This is a genomic window from Levilactobacillus sp. FUA 3915 (genome assembly GCF_044053135.1).
Lineage (GTDB): Bacteria > Bacillota > Bacilli > Lactobacillales > Lactobacillaceae > Levilactobacillus > Levilactobacillus lanxiensis.
Genome location: NZ_CP168704.1, coordinates 2728763 through 2753569, shown reverse-complemented (window position 1 = coordinate 2753569; position 24807 = coordinate 2728763). Strand labels below are relative to the sequence as shown.

Below are 24807 nucleotides of genomic sequence, written 5' to 3'. Positions count from 1 at the left end.
AGCAAGTGCAGTTGCGTTTGGTGTTGATTCACTTGTAGAAGTTGTGTAATCAGCATTGGTAACAACTACCCCCCTGTAAGAATTATCGTGTGTTAGTAACGCAGCCCCTGAAATTAAACATGGGGAAATATGCTTACCATTTAACATAGTAAAGCCCCTTCCTTGTGTCTCCCTTAACAGTAGTCTGATAGGTGAACCAAGTCAATATGCTGAGAATATTGGCTTGATCATTTCTACCAAATTGATTGAAAGTTGAAATAATTAATGTCCTATTTCGTGGTAGGCACTTTAATATTTGCAGATTCACTGAGATATCTCTTGCATTAGAGTCCACGTGAAGGGCTATACTGGTGCTATCAATTAAGATTTACGCCAAATATGGGGGAGAAATGTTATGTTGAGAAGAAGATTACTGTTAGCCTTGGGGATAGGTATCCTGTTCGCTGGATTGTCAGCCTGCGGAGTTAGCAAGCACCAAGCCGCGTCGGACTTACCTGACGCTAGTAAATACGAGCCCACACTGTTTTTTCACGGTTGGGGCAGTAGTTATCACGCTGAGGAACAGATGGCGCACGCGCTCGTCAATGCCGGTCTAACGAAGACCATTATGCGGGCAACCGTTTCGAAACGGGGCAAGGTCACGCTGACGGGTCGCTTCCACGAGGCTGATGATCACCCCATTGTAGAAGTAGACTTTCAAGACAGCCGGAATAGCAGTCCGCAGCAGTGGGGACACTGGGCCCGGGCAACGGTTGTGAAGCTGCAACACCAGTATCACATCAAAAGGTTTAACGTGGTTGGTCATTCAATGGGGAATATGGCCATTATGTATGGCTTGCTGGGCAATTCAGCCAAAATGCCCAAGCTGCAGAAGCAAGTCGACATTGCCGGTCATTTTAACGGAATTCTGGGCATGAACGATGAACCCAACCGGATGAAACTCCAAGCCAACGGTAAGCCAACTAACATGCAGCCCGAGTATCGCGCCCTGTTACCACTCCGACAGACTTACCCAAAGCAAGCGGCGGTGCTCAACATTTACGGCGACAAGGATGATGGTTCGCACTCGGATGGATCCGTCAGCAATGCATCATCCCAATCGTTGCGGTACCTGGTTGCTGGTCGTGCCAAGTCTTATCAGGAGCGTAAAATTGTTGGGACGAATGCGCAACATAGCAAACTGCATGACAATGTACAGGTGGATCGGTTGTTGATTAGATTTTTGCTAGCGAAATAAATAGGTCATCATCGACTAAAAGAGACAATCTCTGAGAATTCTCCAGATGATTGTTTTTTTTAGTCTTGTTGATCCAATGTAAACTGAGCCACCATTTGACCTAGATACTCCGGGGATTCAACAAAACCATTCTTGACCCAGTTGACCGTAACGTTGATGACGGCACCAGAAAAGAACTCTAGATAGTAAGGGGCCGTTAACCGCGACGTGTGTTTTTCAATACGGTCCTGCTTGATGAGTAGCTGAAAAACGGTCTGAAATGTTTCCAGCAGAATAGCCAATTTATCATTTTTAATCAGAAGTTGGTAGGTTTCAGCCTCAGACTTCGTATTCTCAAAGTAGTGGGTCATTAAGCGCGCCAATTCAACTTGCGATGTCCGTGGCAATCGGCGCAGATAGCGCAGCATGTTCTGCGTTTGGTATGTTCGAATAATCTGATCAAAATTTTGATAGTGGCGATAAAAGTAGGTCCGTGAGACTTGGGCCCGCTGGCAAAGCTCGGTGATAGAAATGTCGGTCAGTGGCTTGTGCATCATCAGCTCCAGTAAAGCCTGATAAATGGCCGCTAAGTTCTGCTGCTTTCGGTCATGCGGATTCATTAGGTAACAACCTCTCCCTTTCTGTAACCTAAAGCTAGTTTATCGTGGTGGCAGCCGATAAACTAGCAATAACACTTGAAGAGGGGGTCAAGATGATGAAAAAATCAGTGAAGTTAGTTGGGGTAATGGCCATTGGTATTTTTCTTTGTATGTTGGACACAACGGTGATGAACATTGCGTTGCCGGCGATTCAGACCGGATTATCGACCAGTCTGGAGCAGCTCTCATGGGCGCTCAATTTATATACGATTTTGTTTGCCAGTTTGACGATTCCCTTAGGCCGATTAGCAGATATCCATGGTCGCAGCCGGTTTTACATCTTAGGTTTAGCATTATTCTTAGTTGGGTCACTATTTTCTGGATTAGCAGCTAATGTGGCGTGGCTAATTGTGGGCCGGGGAATTCAGAGTCTGGGAGCAGCAATCGTCTTCCCAGCTAGTATGACAATTGGCATTCAGAGCGTTCCTATGGAAAAACGAACCAGTGCGATTGCCACACTGGGCGTCACGCAGGGATTAGCGGCGGCCATGGGACCAACGATTGGTGGAATCATGACGCAATTCTTTGGTTGGCGTGGAATATTCTTGATCAACGTGCCGTTTGCCTTGCTTTCACTCGTGCTTTGCTGGCGATTGTTAGATCTGCATGAAAGCAAGCAAACCAAGGAACGTTTAGATGTTGCTGGTTCGCTACTCTCAATGATGATGTTATTCAGCCTAACCCTGTTGCTGGTCAAGGGCAGTGACTGGGGGTGGACGAGCGGGAGAGGTCTGGGACTCGGTCTACTGAGTCTGGTTGCACTGGCTGCTTTTATTGTGGTCGAAGCACATAGCCAACAACCCATGGTGCCGCTGGCTTTATTCAAGGACAAACAGTTTGTCGGATCAGCAGTTGTGACTGTGATGTCCGGTATCTTTCTGGTTGCGCTATTAGTCCTGATGCCAAGCTTCTTTACGAAGGTACAAAATAAGGGTGAACTCCTGGCAGCACTGATGATTACGCCGGCCTCGCTTATGATCTTCATCTGGTCACCCATCAGCGGTTGGCTGTTATCCAAGGTAGGGCCGCGAGCCGTCATTTTGATGGGCAGTCTGTCGATGATTGGAGGTTACGTGGCCCTTAGTCAAATGAATCCCAATATCTATTGGCAGGTCTGTGTAGCGGCAATCCTAGTGGGCGCAGGCTATGGCATCGTGATTGGACCGATTACGGTATTGGCGGCGGGCGATTTCACCGGCAATCTACTAACGGCCTCGCAGAGCGTCATTGGTGTTTTTCGGCAGATTGGGACATCCCTAGCTGTGGCCATCTTTGTGTCGGCGCTGTCTGCCAATCTGGTAACGGCGAAGACCAATATCTGGACCTTTGCGCAGGACGGCGTCGAACGGATAAGGTGAAGCACGACACGCTGGTGCAGGTAAAAACGCAGTTAGCTACGGAGAAAACGCCTAAGCATCAACAGACGACGTTCATTGGTAAGACGAAAACGCAACGACTTATCCGTTTAAACTACCAGCAAGCCTTACAGAAAAATAAGCTGACCCAAGCACCAGCTACCGTTAAACGGCGTATCCACCAACAGGTTAGCCAGGCTGTGACGACCCAAGTTACTCAAGATAATCGGGCTTTGACGCCGGTGGTTGCGACAATCAGGCGCGAAATTAAAAAACAATTAACTCAGGCCTTCTTGCGGCCATATCGATTGGCACTGCCATTTACATTTGGCATGTTGTTGACGGTATTTCTGTTTAGGAAACGTCAGGATTATCTGAATCGAAACTAAATTTTAGTGGGCGTCTGGGATTGACGAAGATCTCAGACGTCTTTTTTGCTGGCTGACGATACATGGTGTCAAAAAGTCTTTACATTTTATGTCAAACATGTTTTACTAAAGGTGTTAAATGAGTGTGACATAGGAAGGCGAAAACCATGCAAAATAGTATTGCCATTCGGCGTAAAACATTAAAACTATCCCAGGCAGAGGTGGCTAAGTTAGCGGCCGTGACGCGGCAAACAATCAATGCCATTGAAAACGATAAGTATGATCCGTCGCTAAGCCTGGCTTTCAAATTAGCACAGATTCTAAACACATCAGTAGACGTCTTGTTTGACTATCGAAGTGAAGGAGAGTCGTAATTATGGAAATGACAAAAGAAGCCCTCATTGCATTCAGCAGTGCAGACAAAAAAGTTAGTGTTGATGAGCCGTTTAACGCTCCGGGACGCCGCAATCGGATTGTCTTTGACGCGTTACGACACGCGGCCAGCAAGAAAATATTTGGGTTGGCCTACGAGAAAGATGACACCCTGTACCTGGATTTAAAATGTCACCCTGCCAGCATTGATGAGCTCGTTAACACGATGCCTTATATCCTCCCGGGACAGCATTTCACGAAGCAAAACTGGATTACCCTGGACATCAGTCAAGTGCCATCCAAAGAGGTCTTACGGAAACTGGTTGATGCAAGTTTCCAATTGACCGATTGATTAATGGTATGATGAATACGAATCAATTCAGCTTTTTTGCAAAATGAAGGGAAGATCACACCATGCATGCGGTAGTCGTTAAACGGCCAGGTGGGCCAGAAGTTTTGGAATACACGGAGGTCCCAACCCCCGCGGTTCGACCGGGCTGGACACGGGTTAAAGTTCGGGGATTTGGCATCAATCATTCAGAAATTTTTACGCGAGAGGGCAAGTCGCCTTCCGTGCAGTTTCCCCGCATATTAGGGATTGAAGTTGTGGGCACGGTTGATGAAACCAGCGCACCGGGTCAATTTCATCTTGGCCAAACCGTGGTTTCCTTAATGGGCGAAATGGGTCGGGCCTTTGATGGCAGTTATGCCGAATATGTTTTGCTGTCCAACGACCAGGTATATCCGATTAAGACTAAGCTAGACTGGGCCCAACTGGCGGCGGTGCCCGAGACCTTCTACACGGCGTTTGGTATCTATCAGAGCTTACGCTTGCAGACGGGTGACCGCGTGTTGATTCGGGCCGCCACTAGTGGCGTGGGCGTTGCGGTGCTGAAATTAATGAAAGCATCTGGCTTGAATCTGTCAGTCACGGGGACTTCGCGCTCAACGCGTAAGGATAGCGCGCTGAAGCAGCTCGGGATTGATCAGGTCCTGCACACGCCCGACGCTAACGTTTTGCCGGCAGAAACGGGTGAATTCGACAAGATTGTGGATTTGATGGGCCCCTCAGCCGTGCGGGATTCCCTGCAGCACACGGCCGAATGGGGCATCGTCAGCGCGACCGGGGAGCTCGGTGGCGTTTGGACGCTGGATGGTTTCGATCCCATTGGACATCCCCAACAATCGTTACCTGACGGGATTCTATTCGGGTCACGTGGATGCTGGACGTATCCAAACCTTATTCGACTTCATCGCAGAACACCAGGTTGATGTGACCCCAGATCATATCTTTACGCTAGCTGAAACGCGAGCCGCGCATGAGTACTTGGCGACTAGTGAGGGCCTTGGTAAGGTTGTCGTATTGCCCTAGATAAAGATAGGTAAAAATGGTCAACTCATATTGAGGTTGACCATTTTTTTGGTTGAAGGTGTATACTACAGAGATAGTTTTAATCACTTAAATAAATAGCTTAAGGAGTTTAACGATGCAAAATTTAGATTTGACCAATTTGGTGTTGGGTGCCTGGTTGCTTTTCGTTGTGATTAAACGGCAACTTGCTCCCAAGGTAGTTCGTTTTAAAATGTCATTCTTTGTACTGGTCACGCTATTGGGTGCTGCATCAATTGGAGATGCCTTCAATAAACAGCATTTACAGATAAGCCCTTCACAGGCAGTTGTCTTTGGCAGCTTGAGCTTAGCTAGTGCAATCATTTTTGCCTTGTTACGGGCCTGGTCTTATCGTTTCTGGGTGGATAATAATGGGCTAGTAATACGCCAAGGGAATTGGCTGACGTTGGTCTGGTGGGTCGTCGGTATCGCCGGCCACTTGGGTGTTGATCGGCTATGGACCGGCAGTTCGGTCACGTTATTGCTCTATTTAGGCGTCACCTTGCTGGTGCAACGTGGGTGTGTCTGGTGGTTAGCTAGCCAGAAATATCCAACGGAAATGCGTGCCAACGCTGAACTTCAAGCTGAGCGGCATCATGACCGTAGTGGAAGAAGACGTCGTCGAGACTAAGCTAACAATATTGCTAAAAATCGGGCTATTTTAAATAAAACTACTAAAATATCGATTAAGGATTACGAAATAGTCTACGAATTTTGTTTAGGATGACCTAACCGGTTAGTCAACAACATCGCTGGAATCGCTAGTAATGCTGTGAAGATGACGGCCCATAAAAATCCTTGTTGGTAACTTGAAGCAATCATGCTCAATCTCAGAAGATGAGTATGATTAGTCTGATAATTCACAACAATGGTGGCTAATAAAGCAGACCCAAAGGCACCACCAACGTTTTGCATGATCCGAGTTGCGATTGAAACTTGACCAGATAGTTTCGGGTCAATACCGATGAAAGAATCGGTCATAAGCGGGCTAATGATCGCCCCGGCCCCAATTCCTCGAATGAAGAGGACCACCATCAACAGCCAATAAGCAGAGTGTTGGTTAAAGTAGATGAAAGGGACTGAGCCAATCAGTGTGATTGCTAGGCCACCAAGCATGACAAAACGTGCACCGATACTATCAATCAAACGACCAATAATTGGTCGCGCAAGCAACATACCAATACCTTGTGGTAACAGTGACAGCCCAGCCATTGCAACTGATTGACCACGTAAATTTTGAAAGAATAGTGGCAACAATAGCATTGGACCATTCGTTGCGACACCGGCTAAAAATAGGCCAATCACCGAACCATTGAAGTTTCCATGTTTGAATAGGGAGAGTGGCACGATGGCCTGTTCTTTTTTCAATGCCGCATAGATGACATACAGAACACCTGCAATTGCACCGATGATTAGGTAAGTAATCGTGGTGCTATTGGTAAAATTAGCTTTGGAACTTGCTTGGACAACACCATACACAATGCTGGCTGACATCCCTGCAAGTAAAGCGACCCCGAGCCAATCGAATTTGGCATGGATGTTCTTAGGCGCCGTATGTGGCAGCTTTAACCAAATAAAGAGCGCAGCAATGATGGTTACTGGAATATTCACGAAGAAAATCCACCGCCAATTTAAATATTGAACGATGACACCGCCAAAGACTGGTCCTAAAATTGGTCCTAATAAGACTGGTAGACCAACCACGGCCATCAAACGACCCATCATACTGGTACCAGCAATATCAACCAGTAGCGTCGTCAATAGTGGGGTAATCAGTCCAGCACTGAAGCCTTGAACGAAACGAAAAACAATCAAGACGTTGATATTTCCTGAAAGACCGGCAGCAAGTGACATCATACCAAATAACAGCTCAGCCGCTAAGAAAACATTTTTGCCACCAAATTTATCGGTGAGCCAGCCGGTGAATGGCACAGCGACTACCATAGCTAACAGGTAGCCAGTGACAACCCACTGAACGGTACTCAATGAGGTGTTGAAGCTCTTAACTAAATGATTGAGAGCAATATTGACCATCGTTGAATCAAGAAGCGGTGCGATGGCACCTAAAACGATGATCCAGGCTTGAGTTAAGATGTTTCGTGGTAATTTTTGTTCTTTCATTTTGACGCCTCCATTTTTAAGGTACCATAGTATCTAATTTAAGGTACTGAAGTATCTTAGACCTAAAGGTGATTTCCGTCAAGTTTTTTTGCGTTTGGTGTTCGCTGATAGAAGTGGGACGTTACTTTAAAAGTTGATTTCGTGGTACAGTTAATACAAGATTAAGATAGGAGTTTATGATATGGTACAGAAACGGCGACGGGGGCAACAACTCGAAAATGATATTTTGGCAGTCACGTTAGAGTTAATTGCGACAACCAAATATGAAGATTTAACCATGGATATGATTGCGAAGAATGCCAGTACGAATAAGAATGTCCTGTATCGTCGATGGGATTCTAAAGCTGATATTGTCCTGGCAGCATTGCGAACACAGATAGGAAAATTTAATTTAGAAGTTCCCGATACTGGTAGTGTAAAAAAAGACTTAATCAAGTTGTTTGATGAAATAGTAAACGCAATGTCTCAAATGAATTATCAAAATATGATTGGGCTTGCTAAAGAACGACTGGGGAGTATTACTCTTGGCGAGTATTTTGACAAGCTTAATCGGGATAATTATCTGACTCAGATTGTTAAAAAAATATTTGATCAGGCACGAGTTCGCGGTGATTTGAAGGCTGAAATGCCCCAACAGTTTTATAACATGCCTATTTTACTAACACTCGATACTTTATTTGATGATGAGCCAATAACTAAGCAACGTTTTCATAACTTGGTCAATATGGCTTTGATGCCTGTGTATGACCGTTTTCTAAATGAATGAATATTACTAATGCCCTCAGAAATGGTATAAATAACTTGGTATGAAAAATGCCGCAACTAGCCAAATTTATGGGAGACTAAAAGCCAGATTCCTCATGAAAGGAGATCTGGCTTTTTTAAACTTAAATTGCTGATTTTAAATTAAATCCAAAATAAAGTCCATTTTTAAGCGAAATCAATTAACATTTTACATTTTCTCCAACCCATGCCGTTGTTCCTCGTCAATGATATGGGTGTACAGCCCGGTCGCACTAGTTGAGTTCTGGCCCAACTGGGTGGCCACAAGCTGTTCATTCTTGGTGGCGAGGTAGAGTTTTGAGGCTAACGTGTGCCGGAGCTTATGTGGGGTGATACGGACCTTAAACGCGCTGGAGTACTTGGCCACCATTTTTTCCATGGAGTTGGCCTGCATGCGTGAGGCCTGCCCACGATAGCTACTGAGAAATAGGGCCCGGTCGCTGCTGGTAGCGTGATAAATCGCTGTGCGGTGGTCAACGTAGTCTTGGATGTAAGGCAACGTCCATGGCGCAATCGGAACGGTATCTCGTTGGCCACCCTTACGGACCACGCCAATCGTCCCCGTCTTCAAGTTCAGGTGGCGCAGGTCAGCATTGGCGGCCTCCGAGACCCGTAAGCCGCTGCCCAGCAGGAGGGCGTTGATGGCCAGGTCTCGCTGCTTATCCCGGTGAAAGTACCGTTTCTTGGCCGGTGACAATAAGCCTTCGTATTTTTCGTCGATAAAAGCCAGGTAATCATGATCCGTGTTGCCCAGCATGAGCTTGGTCTTTAAGTTGGCCGCTCGGGTCGCGTAGGTCTCACTGGTTCGCACCAGGGCAATCTTGTGCATCACGTTACGGTCGAAGTAGGCTTCACCGTGCTCGTCTTCGGTGTCTTCCGTTAGGTATTTGAAGAGCGACGAGAGGGCGTTTAACGAACGGTTAATGGTTGGATGCGTTCGGCTACCAGGGGCACCCGTGAGCTTGGTTTGATTCAGCAGGGCGGACTTGTACAACTCAACGGTTTCTTTCTTTAAAGTAGCCAACACCTGAATATCAATATCAGCGGGGCGGCTGGCCGGGGTTAAGCCTTCACTGATCAGCCAGTTGAAGAAGCGCCGGTACTCGGTTAGATATTGATAGAGGGTGGCTGGGGACAGGGGGACGGTCGCCTTGGCCTGGTAGTATTCCTGGACGTACCAGGGCGCGGTGGCCAGTTCTTCGCTAATTAATTTTAAATAATGTTGCTTCTCCATAGAAGTGGCCTCCAAACGTATGTTCTCATATTTTATATGATACCGGTGAATGAGCAAATAAGCAAGTCCCCCGCCTTATTTTTAGCTACTACTATCTTTAAAATATTTGTTTTAATGAAAGTAGTCGTTTGAATGGTGCCGGCATGACCTGAGGAGCTAGTTAACGTGTTTAGGTGCAAAATGCCTGTGATGCCTGTTATATAGGCCTTTTTAACGACATGTGGGCTATGTTTTATGTTGAGGGGCATGTTTACTTATGGTACTTTTGAAGTTGACAAATAGCCGTTAAATACTGATGTAGCAGCATTCGTTGGGGGCTCAAGTTCCTAATCATGTGCTAGCAATATCGCATGAAATTGACAATCAGCATAAGCCGTAAACACTGTTGCAACGGCGTTTTAGGCCTATAACACGTCACGCATGCAGCATCATGCCTAGGAAGAAAACGTCGTCTGGACACTATTGGAACTATATTTATGGAACAAAGCCCAACTAACCAGTCGCTGATACCCACGCCAGCGATGACAATCATCAGCAATGTCTACGTGTATCCGTTAGACAGACCATGTAGATCATCTACGATTAAGCTCAGCAATTGCCATCACCGAGCCAGGCAGCAAGTACTTTCCAATCACTGACTAGTAATCCGCGTTCATCTGGTACTTTAGCTTAAGAACCGGTAGCAATCTCAGAGGACCAAGTGCTATCGGAATCAACGGTCATCACGTGATTTGGGACGTTGATTCTAAGCACACGTTCAGACTTTAGACGGAGACCTGACCATGAGATCAACGGAGAATCCGCCTGTAATTTGATGATTTTGGCTGGTCTTAGCTGGTGAATAGGTTTGCTGGCAGCATGCAGTTGTGACAGCAACACTTAATTGAAATTAAACTGATTTAGCTGCGGACGGCTGGATTGCAGTCGGTAAGTTTGCCAGTTCGTTTAAGCTAGCGGTGACGCAAGCAATCTGCTGAGCATCATGATCGTTAGACACACGTATGTCGTCAGCGACTTGCTGTTCAACTTGGCTAACATGTTTTTCAAATCAGTAACAGCAAGTCCATAAGTGGCATTGCAAAATAAATCGACGCAAATCAAAGAAAGGGCATGGCCATTCTTCATGCCTAAATCAGAAAACTATTCTACTTTACATAATATATATTATCGAAAGTAGTGGTTCACTCAAAAAAATACCGCCCCAGAGCCAAAATAAAAAATCAGCTGGCAAATTGTCTAATGACTTTTCACCACCTGATTTTTTATTAACGTTTCTCTGTCGCCAACACGTTTAAAATTTGTTGCGTGATTGGCGTTAAGTTTGCTGGCATTGCTTCCCAGTCAAAAAACTTGGCGTCGCTGGTTTCGTCATCGTCGCCGCTGGGTTCACCAGTCGCGGTCAGCTCGTACACGACCGTGACCGAATCTATCTGGTCACCGTTGGGATATTGATATTGCATGCCAGTGCCGCTCACGACCGTCAACAAATTTGCCGACTGCGCCACCAGACCCGTTTCTTCATGCAATTCACGTTTGGCTGTGGTCAGCGTGCTTTCATTTAATTCCTTAGATCCGGCTGGCAAGCCCCAAGCGTGATTGTCCGTTCGTTTGACTAACAAAACTGCTTGCTGACGTTGAACGATGGCTGCGGCACCAACCACGATCAACGGTTCGGCGCCAACTTGTTGGCGTAAATCTAATACATAACCCACACGTCTTCACCAACCTTTATTTGTATTTACCAAAAAGCGTTTTAATGCCATTTGTTCTGAATGAAGTCCTGACGGCCGCCCATTTCCTCAATCTGATAACGGAACGGGTTTTTCCGGTAGAAGTCTTGGTGTTCCTCTTCGGCCGGATAAAATGGCTGCACGTCTTCAATCTGCGTCACGATGGGCTCATCAAAGCGTCCACTACTGGCTAAGGCCGCCTTAGAGGCTTCAGCTGCTTGACGTTGGGCCGGGCCATCAACGAAAATCACGGGCCGGTAACTGTCGCCCCGGTCCTGAAACTGGCCGCTGGCGTCGGTTGGATCCGTTTGGCGCCAATAGATTTCAACAAGGTCCGCGTAACTGATGACGGTCGGATCAAAGGTAATTTTCACGGCTTCAGTGTGACCGGTCGTATGACTGGCCACCTCGGCGTACGTGGGATTGACCGTGTGACCGCCGGTAAAGCCGGAAACGACCGACTGAATCCCTGGCTGGGTGTCAAATGGCTGAACCATACACCAGAAGCAGCCGCCCGCAAAAATTGCAGTTTCTGTTTGTGCCATGTGGAGACCTCCGTATAGTTATTTATCAAAAAGTTGGGCAAAGTTGTGATAGCCCTTAGCTTCCAGCTGATCAGCCGGAATGAACTTCAGGGCAGCGGAGTTGATGCAGTAGCGCAAACCACCCTGGTCCTGTGGGCCATCGGTAAAGACGTGCCCCAAGTGGGAACCGGCGTCCGTGCTCCGAACTTCCTGGCGGGACATGCCAAATGAATGGTCCGTGTTTTCGGTCACGTGACTGGCATCGATGGGCTTGGTGAAGGATGGCCACCCGCAGCCCGCGTCGTACTTATCCGTTGAGCTGAATAACGGTTGACCACTCACCACGTCCACGTAGATTCCCTGCTCGTAAAAGGCATCATACTTACCGGTGAACGCTGCCTCAGTGGCCGCGTGTTGGGTCACCGCATACTCTTCAGCGGTTAATCGTTGCTTTAAATCGGCTTGACTTTCTTTTTCTTCTGCCATACTGAATTCCTCCAATCAATTGCGTACAACTTATTTACTCTATTACCAGTCTAAAACTTTTAGCGTTAAACGCAAGTAATTTGTCTAATCGTTTTCTAATAATAAATCAAAAAGTGGTCAGCCGCCATTTCTGACGGGACTGACCACTTCACTGTGAACCGGTTTCTTGTCTAAATTGTCCCTATTCCGCGGATTGTCCGGCCGGGGTCTTGTAACGTAATTCAACGCCCTCAATATCAACCTTCTGAATGCCCACAGCGCGGTTCCGGTAGTACATCACGCTCTTCTTGGATGGGTTGTGCGCGAGCCCCATGGTGTGTCCGAGTTCGTGCTCCGCCACGTGTAGGTCGTCGGAACGTGAGTAGCCATAAGCCGTCAACAGAGTTGGGTTCAACGTTGCCGAAACCTTGCGCAAGTAGTCGCGGTTAGCCGTGTATTCGGTCAGTCCAACGTCTTCGCCTAAGGTTTTGGCCTGGGCAACTGAGGCGGTCGTCAGGTCAATTTGGGCATTTCCCTTAGTGCCCGCCTTGAAATGAAAGGCCCCCGTGTGATTCCAAGCAGAAATAGCTGATTCCCAAATCTTGCGGTAATAGTTAGACTTCGTGGTGATCACGTAAGTCGCCTGGTTTTCCGCAAATCGTTCCGGACCAAATGGGGTCACGCCAGCCGCTAAGGCAATGCTGCCCCCAATCTGCGTAATAAACAACAAAACCGTCGTTAAGATGGTTAGAACTCCTCGGTACCAACTTCTGAACATACCAAGTCCCTCTCTCTTAAAGGAGGATGCCTGGCGGCTACCATCGACCCGTATTATAGCCTGGCTCGGTCAAAAAAGACGACTAAAAACGCCCAATCACGCTGAAAAAATCGTGGTTGGGCGTTTCTTAAATGTAAATTTAGCTAATTAAGCGTCGAAAGCAGCGGTCAATGGTGGCACCACTTGCTTCTTCCGGGAAACAACGCCTGGCAAACTTGCCCGGTTGTTGTCCAGCTTGGTGTTGAAGGCCTTTTCGACAACGCTCTTAGGTTCACCGGCAACGATGAGTTCGGAGTCGCTGTTCAAGACGTTGGTGGCCAAGGTAATGAACAAGTCGTAGCCATCAGCGGCCATTTCAGCTTGCATTTCCTTTTCCAAACCAGCTTGACGGTCCAAGACTTCGTTCAGGTCGACCGTGTTGATTTGGCCAATCCGAACGCTCTTGCCAGCCATGTCGAAGGACTTAGCGTCGCCGTCGATCAGTTCCTTGTCGCTCTTGGCTGCCAGGTTAGTCCCGGCCTTTAACATCTCGATACCGTAGCTTTGAACATCGACATCGGCGATTTCAGCCAAGGCACGAACGGCTTCGCGGTCCTTGTCAGTCGTGGTTGGGGATTGTAATAACAAGGTGTCTGAGATGATAGCGGAAAGCATCAAACCAGCTAATTTAGCAGGAATCTCAATCTTTTCTTCATCAAACATTTCGGTCAAAATCGTGCTCGTGCAACCAACGGGTTCTGCACGGTAGTACAATGGCAGGCTCGTTTCAAAGTTGGCGATCCGGTGGTGATCGATGACGTAGCTAACTGTCACCTTGTCCAGGTCAGCAACACTTTGTTGGGCTTCGTTGTGGTCGACTAACATGACTTGGTCGACTTCGTTAGCCACTGTCTTAACCACGCGAGGAGCGGGTTCGTCGAAGTGGTTCAACACGTAGTTGGTTTCCATGTTGGGTTCGCCTAAGGCAACGGCTTCAACATCAAAGCCCTTTTGACTTTGGAAGTAGGCAAACGCCTTGGCTGCAACGATGGCGTCCGTATCTGGATTTTGGTGACCGAAAATTAATGCTTTACTCATGAGATAAAACTCCTTTAGCAAATTAGTTTTAAATTTATTGGTTCCGAAGTTGTTTAAGCCGCGAAATGTAGTCGTCCGTGTGTAAGTACCGGTCGAACTGTGCCAAGAAATGGCTGATCCGCGGAATTTCTGCCTTACCCTTGCGGAAGACAAAGGCTAGGTCGAAGCGAATGTTGGGGTCGAAGTGCGCCGTCCAAGTGTTGGGCAGCTCTTCTTGGCCAATCATAAAGGAATTCGGTAAGGCCGTTGACGCTTGCGTCTGCATGGAGAAATGTAAGAGCTGAGTTGGCGTCGTGAAGTTCGCAACGCTCTTCGGAAAATCAGCTAGCTGGTTCTTGTAGGCTTCATGCAGCGCTTGGTTCAGGTAGTACCCGTCCGGATACATGGCCCAAACGTCAGCGGTCGTATCTTTAAACTTGATTCGCCGCTTCTTAGCCAATTGCTCATCATGGTGAATGAACAGCAAGTCATCCGAGATGATCTTCTTGGATTCGTAAGGCTTCCAGTTCTTGATTGAATCATCTGGCAGGTACATGATGGCCAGGTCAATCTTATTGTTTTCAAGGCGTTCCCAAATTTCCTTCCGGGTTAACATGTGGAAGGAAATTTTGAGGTCGGGATTGTTCTGGTACGATAAAATCGCGAAGTCTTCAAAGACAGCGTCTTCCATGGAAGCCAACAAACCAATGTTGATTTCCCCCTGAGTCGCACTCGTGGACTGCTGAATCTCGTCCGTGGCCGTGTTTAAGATCCCATAAATTTTGTGGGTGGCGTCTAACATGGTATAGCCCGCGTCAGACAACCGCAACTTTTTGCCGACCGAATAGAATAAGGGTGCGCCCACCGTGCGTTCCAGCTTCTTAATCTGCTGGGTCAAGGCGGGTTGCGTAATCCCTAAAATCTGGGCGGCTTGCGTGTAATTCATGGTTTCTGCCAGCTGTAAGAAATACGTTAAGGTTTTAGAAGAAAAGATACTTTCCTGTTTCGTCTTCATCCGTTTTTTCTCCTTATGATCGGCCTCGCACCACAATCGTACCAGGTCAACCTAATGGTTACTATTAATCTATATAATAGGCCGTTTCCAGAAAAAGCGCAACGATTTCTCCTCGCAAATCCCCGACTATCCCTGAATTCTAATCAAGAACTAACTCAGTTGGTTTAACGCGTAACCGAACCGGTTGGCCTTCAACGTCCGTGTCGACCACGAATGACCCGTTGGAGTAGCGCCCACTCAGCGGATGATCCGTTGGCATGACGTCGTGGGTCCGCTCGCGACTCGTAATGATTTCCAGTGCAGGATTGCCGCTAGGAATGGTCATGAAGTCCACGATTTGGTGCGGATCGCGTTTCAGCTCACGTAAGACGATGACACCACGACGGGCGCGGCTCGTCACGGAAATTTCCTTCATGGCTAAGCGCTTGAAAGCACCGCGGGTCGTGACCATGGCAATGGTATCACTATCAGTGACCAAGGCCAGGTTAACAACCTCGTCGTCATCACGCAGGTCCATGGACCGGACCCCAGTCGTGCGGGCCCCGTTGACGGAAACTTCATCAATGGCGTAACGCAGGGCGTAACCATTCTTGGAGACCAGCATGATGCCCTGCTCGATGGGTTCCGTGAGGTACTTGACCGCTACGACCCGTGAGTCAGTGGTCTTGAGCTTTTCGTAGGTGGCCGCGCGACTCTTGTAGGTCCGACCAGGTGTCAGGTCGGTGAAGGCCGTTTGCTTGATGTAGCCATCGCTAGTGGCAATCAGGAAACGCCCGGGTTCCTTCAGCGTCTTAAAGGCAAAGGTGGCCACAATTTCTTCGTCGGGAGCGAGTCCGATTGTTTGCGAAATGTGTTCCCCAGTCTCCTTCCACTTCACATCACTGATTTCGTGGACGGGCCGGTAGATGAGGTTCCCCTTGCTGGTAAACATCATCAGATGATTCAATGTGCTGAGTTTTTCTAAGAAGATTGGGTAATCTTCGTCCTTCAGCCCGTTATCGGCAGGGTCAGAGGCCGTGTATGACCGGACGCCAGACCGCTTTAAGTAACCGTCATGACTGACCAGAACCACAACTTCTTCGTCGGCAACCGTGACCGTGGTCTTGATCTTCAAGTCCTCGATTTGGTCTTGAATCTCAGTCCGCCGGGGGTTCCGGTATTCCTTGGCAATGGCCTTGAGTTCTTTGCGGAGCACGGCGTTTAACGTCTTGGGTTCTGCCAAAATCTGGTGATACTCTTCAATGGCCGCGCTCAGCTTGGCCGATTCAGCCTCTAACTGGGTCACGTCGGTATTGGTTAACCGATACAACTGTAAGGCCACGATAGCGTCGGCTTGCTTTTCAGAGAAATCATAGGCCGAAACTAAGTTGTCCCGGGCATTGCGCCGGTCTTTGCTGGCCCGAATCGTCTTGATGACTTGGTCTAGGATCGACAAGGCCTTGATCAGCCCAATCACGATGTGCTGCCGGTCTTGGGCCTTGGTCAGGTTGTACTGGGTTCGCCGCGTGATAACGTCGCGTTGGTGCTCCAAGTACGCCGTCAAAATGGTCTTGAGGCCGACGTGCTCAGGGCGCATGTGGTTGATAGCCACCATGTTAAAGTTGTAGGTAATTTGTAATTCGGTGTTCTTGAACAGGTAGTTCAGGACCCCTTGGGCATCGGCATCACGCTTGAGCTCGATGGCAATCCGCAGGCCGTCCCGGTCGGTTTCGTCCCGGACTTCCGCCAGGCCTTCAACCTTCTTGTTCAAGCGGATTTCATCAATCTTCTTGACCAATTGGGCCTTGTTGACTTCGTAAGGAATCTCGGTGACCGTAATCTGGTTTTTGTTCCCACGCAGGGGTTCAATGGCCGTCTTGGAGCGAACTACAACGCGACCACGTCCCGTTTCGTACGCCTTAACGATGCCATCTTTTCCTTGAATGATCCCCCCAGTTGGGAAATCAGGGCCTTGAACAAAGGTCATCAGTTCTTCCAGCTTCGCCTTGGGGTGGCTGAGGAGGTAGATCAAGGCATCCACGACCTCGCCCAAGTTGTGCGGCGGAATCTCCGTGGCATAACCGGCAGAGATCCCGGTGGAACCGTTGACTAACAGGTTAGGAATTCGGGCAGGCAACACGGTTGGTTCGTACTCGGTATCATCAAAGTTCAATACCATGTCGACCGTGTCTTTATCGATATCCCGCAACATTTCACCGGCTAATTTGCTTAACCGAGCCTCGGTATACCGCATGGCAGCGGCTGGGTCCCCGTCCATGGACCCGTTGTTTCCGTGCATTTCAACCAGGGGTTCGCGGACCTTCCAGTCCTGACTCATCCGGGTCAGCGCCTCGTAAATGGAGCTGTCACCATGGGGATGAAAATTACCCATGACATTTCCGACAGACTTGGCAGACTTCCGGAAGCCCTTTTCGTAGGTGTTGCCGTCCTTATTCATTGAGAATAGGATACGTCGTTGAACCGGCTTTAACCCGTCACGAATGTCGGGTAACGCCCGTTCCTGAATGATTGACTTGGAGTAACGACCAAAGCGGTCGCCCATAACTTCTTCCAAGGTTAGTTCTTGAATTTTTTGTCCTTCACTCACAGATGTTTACTCCTTTCGCCGGTTCGCTAGTCGTCAGACTTGGAAGCTTTATCGTTTTCCAATAGGCTAGTGTCGTCTTCTTCCAACGTAAATTGGACATTGCTTTCAATCCACTTCCGGCGGGGTTCGACCTTGTCACCCATCAACGTCGTCACACGGCGTTCGGCCAACGCAGCGTCGTCGATTTGGACCCGAATCAGCGTCCGGTTGTCAGGATCCATGGTCGTGGCCCACAGTTGTTCCGCGTCCATTTCCCCTAACCCTTTGAATCGTTGCAGGTGATAGCCGTGGTTGGCGATTTTCTTGGTCTTGCCATTCAGTTCATCGTTGGTCCAGGCATAATCGATGGTTGGCTTCTTACCGGTCGTTTTGATTTGGTACAACGGTGGCAGGGCGATGTAGACCCGGCCGGCATCAATCATGGGCCGCATGTACTTGTAGAAGAACGTCAGCAATAGGATTTGGATATGGGCCCCATCATCATCGGCATCGGTCATGATAATGATTTTGTCGTAGTTGGCGTCTTCGATGTTAAATTCAGTCCCGACCCCAGCACCAATGGTGTAGATCATGGTACTGATTTCTTCATTTTTCATGATGTCTGGCAGCTTGGCCTTTTCCGTGTTCAAGACTTTTCCCCGTAAAGGCAGAATGGCTTGGAACTTTCGGTTACGCCCCTGCTTAGCAGACCCACCGGCGGAATCCCCTTCGACCAGGAACAGTTCGTTCTTGGCAGAATTCTTGGATTGCGCGGGGGTCAGCTTCCCTGACAACAGGCGTTCGTGTTTCTTGTGACGCTTGCCGTTACGGCTCTCATCACGGGCCTTACGGGCGGCTTCTCTGGCAGAACGGGCCTGGGTCGACTTCTTGATCAGCATCTTCCCAAAATCCCCGTTTTCCATCAGGTAGTAGCCCAGCTGCTCACTGATGACGCTGTCTACGATGGTCCGAGCTTCTGGCGTCCCGAGTTTTTCCTTCGTTTGGCCTTCAAATTGTAACAGGTTTTCGGGCACACGTAAGGAAATCACGGCGGACAGCCCTTCACGGACGTCGGTCCCTTCGAGGTTCTTGTCGCGGTCCTTCAGGAGACCGGTCTTCCGGGCGTATTCGTTAAAGGCCTTGGTCCAGCCACTCCGCATACCGGCTTCGTGGGTCCCGCCATCCTTGGTCCGGACGTTGTTGACGAACGATAACAGGTTTTCCGTGTAGCCGTCGTTGTACTGGGCAGCGACCTCGACTTCAATGCCATCCTTCTTGCCGTCAAAGTACATGACGTCGCCCAGGGTGTCCTTGTCTTCGTTAAGGTAGCCGACAAACTCTTTGATACCGTCTTCAAAATGGTATTCCTCGGCCCGTTCTTGGCCTTCGCGTTCGTCGGTCAGGGTAATCTTGACGCCCTTGAGTAGGAACGCGGATTCCCGGAGCCGTTCGGACAGGGTCCCGAAGTTATAAACGGTTGTGGTGAAAATCTCTTTGTCTGGTTTGAAATCAATCGTGGTCCCGTTGTGGGCGCGTGTGTTGCCCAGTTTCTTCAGGGTGCCTTGTGGATGGCCCCCCTTAGCAAATTTTTCTTGGTAACGCACGCCATCACGGACAATGGTGACCGTCAGCGCACTGGAGAGGGCGTTCACAACGGAAGCCCCGACCCCATGCAGCCCACCGGACGTCTTGTAACCGCCCTGGCCGAATTTACCCCCGGCATGTAGGACGGTCAGAATAACTTCTGGCGTTGGAATCCCGGACGCGTGCATACCTACGGGCATACCCCGGCCGTGATCGACGACGGTAATGCTGTTATCCTGGTGAATCGTCACGTTAATTTCCTTACCGTAACCAGCCAACGCTTCATCGACGGCGTTATCTACGATTTCGTAGACCAAGTGGTGTAAGCCACGGCCGTCGGTTGACCCGATATACATACCAGGACGTTTACGAACAGCTTCCAACCCCTCCAACACTTGGATGGAGGAATCGTCATATTTTGCTTTTGCTTTCGCCATGCGTAAATCCCCTTTACTTTTACTTTTGTCTAAAAAATGGCATACCTACATTTTACCCTAATGCGAACGTATGTTCAAATAAACTGGTCAAACGCCCACGGGTAGGTATCCAGTAACTTCATAATCATACCACAGGAAGCCAAAATCTGGCTAGACTTCTCGAGATAATTGGCGTTCTCGTGAAAACATGCTAAAATATAGTCCAGCTTATCTGCGGCGAGTCCCAGCTATGGCGGCTCCCGTTGCAAGAAAGAGCGGAGGAATAACTTGTGAAATTAATTGGTTTACTCATCGTGGCCTACCTGCTGGGGGCCATTCCCAACGGCGTCTGGGTCGGCAAGGCCTTTTTCCAGACGGATATTCGGCAGTCGGGCTCCGGCAATATTGGCACGACGAACACGTACCGGGTCCTCGGACCCTACGCCGGCACCGCGGTCATGGTGTTAGACATTGCGAAGGGCTCTGTGGCCACGCTACTCCCCACCCTGTTCCACGTGACGACCTTTCTGGGAACGGCAACCCCCTTATTATTCGGACTGTTCGCGATTCTCGGGCACACCGTCTCCATCTTTGATCATTTCAAGGGTGGCAAGGCCGTGGCCACTTCAGCGGGGATGCTCCTGGCCTATAACCCCATCATGTTCGTGATTGCGGCGGGCTTGTGGGTCAGCCTGATCTACTGGACCAGCATGGTCAGCCTGGCCAGCATGATTGCCTTTAGCCTGATCACGCTGATTTCGCTGGCGTTTCAGGATTGGTATCTCACTGGCATTGCCTTGGTCTTAACAATCTTCGTGTTCTACCGGCACCGGACAAACATCAAACGCATCAAGGCCGGCACGGAATCCCTGGTTCCCTTTGGCCACGGCTATCATAAGCGGCAAGCCGAAAAGTAATTTAGCACTTATTTATTGAGAAATATAACGGGCTCTCACCGACAATCGTCGCTGGGAGCCCGTTTTTTCGTTTAAAAATAAGTGATTTGATAAGCCGCTTGGAAACTTTCGTGAGCAGCCAGGTGGTGAATGGCGACCTTGGTTTCTAAATCACCGGTAGCTTGCACGTCGTCGGCTAACCCCCACCAGGGCTCGAAGCAGACGAATGGCGCTTGCTTCGGGTACGGAGACCAGATACCGACGTAAGGGGCGGCTAAGGTCAAGGCAACCCCGTGGTCGTTCACGTGACTGCTTAACATCAGCGTCGTCTCGTGGTTGTTGAGCGTTAAGACCTTGGCATCGTGGTCGAAGAGGTCGTGGTCCAAAGCCATGGGTTTCGTCAGATCCATGGGAACGCTGTGCTGGGTATCGCTGTAGGGGCCCACCAGAGGCACACGTTGGTACACCTGCTTGGGTGAGACCGTGACCTGGTAGTCCGTGAAATCAGCGGTAGGGTCGCCTAACGGTACGTTAAAGCCGGGATGCGCTCCCAGGGAGAACGTTAACGGCGTGTCGGCGGGATTGTCCACGGTCGCCGCAAAGCTTAACTGGTGGGCTACCAGGGTGTACTGCACGGTCAGACTAAAGTCTGTGGGAAACAGTTCCTTGGTCTGGTCGTCGGCTGTCAGCCGCAGAACCACGTGGTCGTCAGCCTGTTCGACGACGGTGAATTCGCGGTCACGAGCAAAACCGTGTTGCGTCATGTGATAGGTCTCACCGTCAAGCCGGTACTGATTGTCCTGCAACCGGCCAACGATGGGAAATAAAATTGGCGCGTGGCGGCCCCAGTAGGTCTTATCCGCCTGCCACATGTACTCCAGGTGGCTCTCGTTGTCCTGCACGCTGGTCAGTTCGGCCCCGAGCGGGTTGATTTTAACCGTTAAGAAATCATTTTTTAGTGTAAGCATTGTCGCACAACCTCCAACTAACTTGTCTTTCTTTAATCATGGACCAAATTGGCCTAGTTGTCTAGTCCAATCTTCACTTTTTGGGAAACGCTTTCGTCAAGGGCCCTGCCAGTTCCGGTGGACACAAAAAGACCCAGACAGTTGTCTGAGCCCTTGCGTGTTTAGAGAATGTAACGGGACAAGTCCTTGTTTTCCACGATGTCCCCAATCTTATCGTTGACGTAGTTTTCGGTGATGGTCACATCGCCTGAGCCCATGTCTGGCCCTTCGTAGAGCAGGTCTTCCAGGAGCTTTTCCAGAACGGTTTGTAACCGCCGAGCGCCAATGTTTTGGTTCTCATGGTTCAGCTCGAAGGCTAGTTCAGCGATGCGTTCGATGGCTTCCATGGTAAACGTGACCTTGACGTTGTCGGTGCCAATCAAGGCGATATATTGCTTAATCAGCGCGTTGTTGGGTTCGGTCAGAATCCGAACGAAGTCGGCCTTGCTCAGGTCGTTTAATTCAACCCGGATTGGGAAACGACCTTGGAGTTCAGCAATCAAATCGCTAGGCTTGGATTCTGCGAAGGCCCCGGCCGCGATGAAGAGAATGTGGTCGGTGTCGATCGTGCCGTACTTGGTCTTGACCTGCGTCCCTTCGACGATTGGTAAGATGTCACGTTGGACCCCTTCACGGGAAACGTCGCCGCTGTTTTGGCTGCTACCCTTGGCAATCTTATCAATTTCATCGAGGAAGATGATCCCGGTGTTTTCGGCCCGTTGGATGGCATCGTGATTGATGTCGGCGTTGTTGACCAATTTCTCGGATTCTTCAGAGACTAGGATTTCGCGAGCTTCAGTGACGGTGACCGTCCGCTTGATGCGCTTCTTTGGCATGATTGATCCTAAGGTGTCGCTCAGGTCGATGCCCATTTGACCCATCATGTTGTTGTCAGCCGCGTTAGCTTGTTGGGGGTCATCCATTTCAATTTCAACCATGTGGTCTTCTAACAGGCCCTTGTTCAGTTGATCAGCAATGGAGAGCCGCTCGTTGCGCACGTCATCGGTGACCTCTTCCGTGTCGCTAGGGGCCGTTGGCGTTTGTCCGTTTTGCATTTGGCTAAACATGTTCATCATGTTAGCGAAGTCGTTGTTATTCTTGTTTTCTTTTTGCTTGGCGGGTGCTAAGAGCTTGACCAGACGCTTGTTGGCGGCTTGAATGGCATCGCTGCGCACGTTCTTAAATTGGTCTTGCTTTTCCATCGTCACGGACACTTCAACCAGGTCGCGGACCATGGATTCCACGTCACGGCCGACGTAGCCGACTTCCGTAAACTTGCTGGCTTCGACCTTGGTAAACGGTGCGTGAACGATTTTAGCTAACCGCCGGGCAATTTCAGTTTTCCCGACCCCGGTCGGTCCAATCATCAACATGTTCTTAGGTGAAATTTCTTCTTGCATGGCAGCATCTAACTGCATGCGCCGGTAACGGTTACGCAAGGCAATCGCGATGGCTTTTTTGGCGTCGTCCTGACCGATAACGTATTGATCTAATAGGCCGACAACTTCTTTAGGCGTTTTATTAATGGCGTCCACTTTGGTTCCTCCGTTCAATTAAAGTTCTTCTGAAATAACGTGATCGTTGGTAAAGATATCGATGCCCCCAGCAATGTGGATGGCACTTTCAGCGATGTCCTTGGCACTCATTTCCTGGTTGTGGTGGTGTAAGGCCGTGGCTGCGGCTAAGGCAAAGTTGCCACCAGAACCGATGGCTAAGATGTCGTCATCAGGCGCGATGACTTCACCGGAACCGGAAACTAATAACATTTCGTCCTTGTCCATGACGATCAGTAAGGCTTCCAACTTTTGTAAAGCCTGGTCGGAACGCCACTGCTTGGCGAGTTCAACGGCGGCTCGTTGGAGGTTCCCACTGTATTCGGTCAGTTGGGCTTCGAACTTTTCTTCCAAATTGAAGGCGTCAGCCACACTGCCGGCGAACCCGACAACGACTTGGTTGTTGTAGATCCGGCGAATCTTGTGGGCGGTCCCCTTCATGATGACTTTTTCGCCCATGGTGACTTGCCCGTCACCGGCCATGGCGTTGTGGCCATTATGCCGAACGGCACAGATGGTCGTGGCTTCAAATTTTACTGGCATAGTTTAATCGATCTCCTTATCATGGCTTGGTTTCTTTAGATTTATCTTCGGTGGCTCGCGGGAAGAACTGGCGATAATCGCGCTGTAGATGCTCGCGGGTCACGTGGGTGTAAATTTGCGTGGTCGAGAGGCTGCTGTGGCCCAATAGTTCTTGAACTGACCGTAAGTCGGCCCCCCGGTTCAACAGGTGCGTGGCAAACGTGTGCCGCAACATGTGGGGATGAATCTCCGTGGTCAACGTACTGCGTTTGATAATCTGGTTCAGCAGGTACGTCACACCGGCGGGGGTCAGCTGCTGGCCCCGGTGATTGATAAAGACAAACGCGTGCGTCTCCTGGTGCTGCGCCATGATGGGCGTCCGCGCGGCGGTAAAATACTGCTGCAGGGCGTCGCTAGCGTAGTGGCCAAACGGGACGTAGCGTTCCTTGTTACCCTTCCCATGAATCAACATGATCCGGTTGTCAAAATCAATATCGGGCAGCGTTAAATTCACACACTCGCTGACCCGGATGCCGGTGCCATACAGGACTTCTAGCAATGCCGAATCGCGAGTGGCCAGCTGTTCATTCGGGTTGGCCCCCGCGGCCGCAAACAACGCGGTCATTTCCCGTTCGTAGAAGAACCGGGGTAAATGATTCTGGTGGTGCTTGAGCTGGACGTAGGCAAAGGGATCATCCTTGGCTTGCCCATTACTCATCAAGAAGTTGTACAGTGACCGCAACGTGGAGAGCTTTCGGGCAATCGTCGTCCGGGCATAGTGCCGGTCGTACAGATCACTCAGATAAACCTCGACGTCTAATTGGTCAATCGCCGTCCACGCCTTGGTTCCCCCGTTGTCCGCGAGGAACTTGGTGAACTCCTCAAGGTCTTCGCGGTACGCTTTGACCGTTTCCGGTGAATATTGCCGCTCACCTTGTAAATACGCTAAAAACGCTGTGATGGCCTGGTCCACGTGAACACCTCCCTGCTACCTGTTCTCAATGCTAGCAAACGCACCGAAAAAACACAACTAACTCATCAGGCTTTTCGTGGCTGACTAGATGGTGGGTACTTATCCGCCGCCGGATTTCAGGGGTTCCACCTGCTGTGGGGACCGCCTCCAGCCGAAGAGCGGGCTTCCGGCTCGCTTTGAAGCCACCCAAACCGTGTCTCCAAAGTCGTCCCATGCTGTAGACG

At 49.5% G+C, this 24807-nt stretch carries 21 protein-coding genes and 2 pseudogenes; 8 read left to right on the top strand and 15 right to left on the bottom strand.

The annotated features are described in order from the left end of the window. Window positions 1–394: 394 nt before the first annotated feature. Window positions 395–1237 (top strand): alpha/beta hydrolase, encoded by an 843-nt coding sequence (locus ACEPST_RS12720; protein WP_204120709.1) that lies wholly within the window; start codon window positions 395–397, stop codon window positions 1235–1237. Between the two features lie 59 nt (window positions 1238–1296). Here ACEPST_RS12720 and ACEPST_RS12715 read toward each other — a convergent pair whose 3' ends face one another. After that, complete coding sequence (locus ACEPST_RS12715) at window positions 1297–1836, bottom strand: TetR/AcrR family transcriptional regulator (RefSeq protein WP_204120708.1); 540 nt, start codon at window positions 1834–1836, stop codon at window positions 1297–1299. A gap of 92 nt (window positions 1837–1928) precedes the next feature. On the opposite strand from ACEPST_RS12715, the pseudogene ACEPST_RS12710 reads away from it, so the two are divergent. From ACEPST_RS12710 to ACEPST_RS12690, 5 genes and pseudogenes are all read left to right on the top strand, one after another. Beyond that, window positions 1929–3619, top strand: a pseudogene (locus tag ACEPST_RS12710) (MFS transporter). A 146-nt stretch (window positions 3620–3765) separates the two neighbouring features. Then, complete coding sequence (locus ACEPST_RS12705; protein ID WP_203645740.1) at window positions 3766–3972, top strand: helix-turn-helix transcriptional regulator; 207 nt, start codon at window positions 3766–3768, stop codon at window positions 3970–3972. Window positions 3973–3974: 2 nt separating this feature from the next. Next, window positions 3975–4322, top strand: coding sequence for an MmcQ/YjbR family DNA-binding protein (locus tag ACEPST_RS12700; RefSeq protein WP_204120707.1), 348 nt, complete (start codon window positions 3975–3977; stop codon window positions 4320–4322). Between the two features lie 62 nt (window positions 4323–4384). Beyond that, window positions 4385–5342: pseudogene (locus ACEPST_RS12695) on the top strand (zinc-binding dehydrogenase). Between the two features lie 115 nt (window positions 5343–5457). Next, complete coding sequence (locus tag ACEPST_RS12690) at window positions 5458–5991, top strand: hypothetical protein (RefSeq protein ID WP_204120706.1); 534 nt, start codon at window positions 5458–5460, stop codon at window positions 5989–5991. Window positions 5992–6065: 74 nt separating this feature from the next. Here ACEPST_RS12690 and ACEPST_RS12685 read toward each other — a convergent pair whose 3' ends face one another. Next, window positions 6066–7481, bottom strand: coding sequence for an MDR family MFS transporter (locus ACEPST_RS12685; protein ID WP_204120705.1), 1416 nt, complete (start codon window positions 7479–7481; stop codon window positions 6066–6068). A gap of 181 nt (window positions 7482–7662) precedes the next feature. On the opposite strand from ACEPST_RS12685, the gene ACEPST_RS12680 reads away from it, so the two are divergent. After that, a complete protein-coding gene (locus tag ACEPST_RS12680) occupies window positions 7663–8247 on the top strand; it encodes a TetR/AcrR family transcriptional regulator (RefSeq protein WP_204120704.1) in 585 nt (194 codons plus the stop codon). Window positions 8248–8433: 186 nt separating this feature from the next. Here ACEPST_RS12680 and xerS read toward each other — a convergent pair whose 3' ends face one another. The 9 genes from xerS to parE form a co-directional block, all read right to left on the bottom strand. Next, window positions 8434–9498 (bottom strand): tyrosine recombinase XerS, encoded by a 1065-nt coding sequence (xerS, locus tag ACEPST_RS12675; protein WP_125762614.1) that lies wholly within the window; start codon window positions 9496–9498, stop codon window positions 8434–8436. Between the two features lie 1265 nt (window positions 9499–10763). Further along, window positions 10764–11210 (bottom strand): NUDIX hydrolase, encoded by a 447-nt coding sequence (locus ACEPST_RS12670; RefSeq protein ID WP_204120703.1) that lies wholly within the window; start codon window positions 11208–11210, stop codon window positions 10764–10766. A gap of 41 nt (window positions 11211–11251) precedes the next feature. Beyond that, window positions 11252–11773: a peptide-methionine (S)-S-oxide reductase MsrA gene (gene msrA / locus ACEPST_RS12665; RefSeq protein WP_204120702.1), complete on the bottom strand. Its 522-nt coding sequence runs from the start codon at window positions 11771–11773 to the stop codon at window positions 11252–11254. A gap of 18 nt (window positions 11774–11791) precedes the next feature. Continuing rightward, on the bottom strand, window positions 11792–12238 hold the full coding sequence (msrB, locus tag ACEPST_RS12660; RefSeq protein ID WP_204120701.1) for a peptide-methionine (R)-S-oxide reductase MsrB: 447 nt from the start codon (window positions 12236–12238) through the stop codon (window positions 11792–11794). Window positions 12239–12419: 181 nt separating this feature from the next. Then, a complete protein-coding gene (locus ACEPST_RS12655) occupies window positions 12420–12995 on the bottom strand; it encodes a matrixin family metalloprotease (protein WP_204120700.1) in 576 nt (191 codons plus the stop codon). A gap of 147 nt (window positions 12996–13142) precedes the next feature. Beyond that, window positions 13143–14072, bottom strand: coding sequence for a manganese-dependent inorganic pyrophosphatase (locus ACEPST_RS12650; RefSeq protein ID WP_203645716.1), 930 nt, complete (start codon window positions 14070–14072; stop codon window positions 13143–13145). Between the two features lie 34 nt (window positions 14073–14106). After that, complete coding sequence (locus ACEPST_RS12645) at window positions 14107–15066, bottom strand: LysR family transcriptional regulator (RefSeq protein WP_125762626.1); 960 nt, start codon at window positions 15064–15066, stop codon at window positions 14107–14109. 139 nt (window positions 15067–15205) lie between these two features. Continuing rightward, on the bottom strand, window positions 15206–17653 hold the full coding sequence (gene parC / locus ACEPST_RS12640; RefSeq protein WP_204120699.1) for a DNA topoisomerase IV subunit A: 2448 nt from the start codon (window positions 17651–17653) through the stop codon (window positions 15206–15208). A gap of 26 nt (window positions 17654–17679) precedes the next feature. Next, complete coding sequence (parE, locus tag ACEPST_RS12635; RefSeq protein WP_203645712.1) at window positions 17680–19653, bottom strand: DNA topoisomerase IV subunit B; 1974 nt, start codon at window positions 19651–19653, stop codon at window positions 17680–17682. Window positions 19654–19922: 269 nt separating this feature from the next. Here parE and plsY point away from each other — a divergent pair, with 269 nt between their 5' ends. Next, window positions 19923–20549 (top strand): glycerol-3-phosphate 1-O-acyltransferase PlsY, encoded by a 627-nt coding sequence (plsY, locus tag ACEPST_RS12630; RefSeq protein ID WP_204120698.1) that lies wholly within the window; start codon window positions 19923–19925, stop codon window positions 20547–20549. Between the two features lie 71 nt (window positions 20550–20620). Here plsY and ACEPST_RS12625 read toward each other — a convergent pair whose 3' ends face one another. The 4 genes from ACEPST_RS12625 to xerC form a co-directional block, all read right to left on the bottom strand. Beyond that, window positions 20621–21496: an aldose 1-epimerase family protein gene (locus ACEPST_RS12625; protein WP_204120697.1), complete on the bottom strand. Its 876-nt coding sequence runs from the start codon at window positions 21494–21496 to the stop codon at window positions 20621–20623. A 161-nt stretch (window positions 21497–21657) separates the two neighbouring features. After that, window positions 21658–23070, bottom strand: a complete 1413-nt coding sequence (gene hslU, locus ACEPST_RS12620; protein ID WP_204120696.1) for an ATP-dependent protease ATPase subunit HslU — start codon at window positions 23068–23070, stop codon at window positions 21658–21660. Between the two features lie 18 nt (window positions 23071–23088). Continuing rightward, the gene (hslV, locus tag ACEPST_RS12615) at window positions 23089–23631 is read right to left on the bottom strand and encodes an HslVU peptidase proteolytic subunit (RefSeq protein WP_204120695.1); all 543 of its coding nucleotides are present in this window, start codon (window positions 23629–23631) and stop codon (window positions 23089–23091) included. 19 nt (window positions 23632–23650) lie between these two features. After that, window positions 23651–24583 (bottom strand): tyrosine recombinase XerC, encoded by a 933-nt coding sequence (gene xerC / locus ACEPST_RS12610; RefSeq protein WP_204120694.1) that lies wholly within the window; start codon window positions 24581–24583, stop codon window positions 23651–23653. Window positions 24584–24807: the final 224 nt, after the last annotated feature.

Bases quoted from the DNA above. Each gene is read 5' to 3' on its own strand.
- ACEPST_RS12720 (WP_204120709.1), top strand. From the start codon at position 395: ATGTTGAGAAGAAGATTACTGTTAGCCTTGGGGATAGGTATCCTGTTC.
- ACEPST_RS12715 (WP_204120708.1), bottom strand. From the start codon at position 1,836: ATGAATCCGCATGACCGAAAGCAGCAGAACTTAGCGGCCATTTATCAG.
- ACEPST_RS12705 (WP_203645740.1), top strand. From the start codon at position 3,766: ATGCAAAATAGTATTGCCATTCGGCGTAAAACATTAAAACTATCCCAG.
- ACEPST_RS12700 (WP_204120707.1), top strand. From the start codon at position 3,975: ATGGAAATGACAAAAGAAGCCCTCATTGCATTCAGCAGTGCAGACAAA.
- ACEPST_RS12690 (WP_204120706.1), top strand. From the start codon at position 5,458: ATGCAAAATTTAGATTTGACCAATTTGGTGTTGGGTGCCTGGTTGCTT.
- ACEPST_RS12685 (WP_204120705.1), bottom strand. From the start codon at position 7,481: ATGAAAGAACAAAAATTACCACGAAACATCTTAACTCAAGCCTGGATC.
- ACEPST_RS12680 (WP_204120704.1), top strand. From the start codon at position 7,663: ATGGTACAGAAACGGCGACGGGGGCAACAACTCGAAAATGATATTTTG.
- xerS (WP_125762614.1), bottom strand. From the start codon at position 9,498: ATGGAGAAGCAACATTATTTAAAATTAATTAGCGAAGAACTGGCCACC.
- msrA (WP_204120702.1), bottom strand. From the start codon at position 11,773: ATGGCACAAACAGAAACTGCAATTTTTGCGGGCGGCTGCTTCTGGTGT.
- msrB (WP_204120701.1), bottom strand. From the start codon at position 12,238: ATGGCAGAAGAAAAAGAAAGTCAAGCCGATTTAAAGCAACGATTAACC.
- ACEPST_RS12655 (WP_204120700.1), bottom strand. From the start codon at position 12,995: ATGTTCAGAAGTTGGTACCGAGGAGTTCTAACCATCTTAACGACGGTT.
- ACEPST_RS12650 (WP_203645716.1), bottom strand. From the start codon at position 14,072: ATGAGTAAAGCATTAATTTTCGGTCACCAAAATCCAGATACGGACGCC.
- ACEPST_RS12645 (WP_125762626.1), bottom strand. From the start codon at position 15,066: ATGAAGACGAAACAGGAAAGTATCTTTTCTTCTAAAACCTTAACGTAT.
- parE (WP_203645712.1), bottom strand. From the start codon at position 19,653: ATGGCGAAAGCAAAAGCAAAATATGACGATTCCTCCATCCAAGTGTTG.
- ACEPST_RS12625 (WP_204120697.1), bottom strand. From the start codon at position 21,496: ATGCTTACACTAAAAAATGATTTCTTAACGGTTAAAATCAACCCGCTC.
- hslV (WP_204120695.1), bottom strand. From the start codon at position 23,631: ATGCCAGTAAAATTTGAAGCCACGACCATCTGTGCCGTTCGGCATAAT.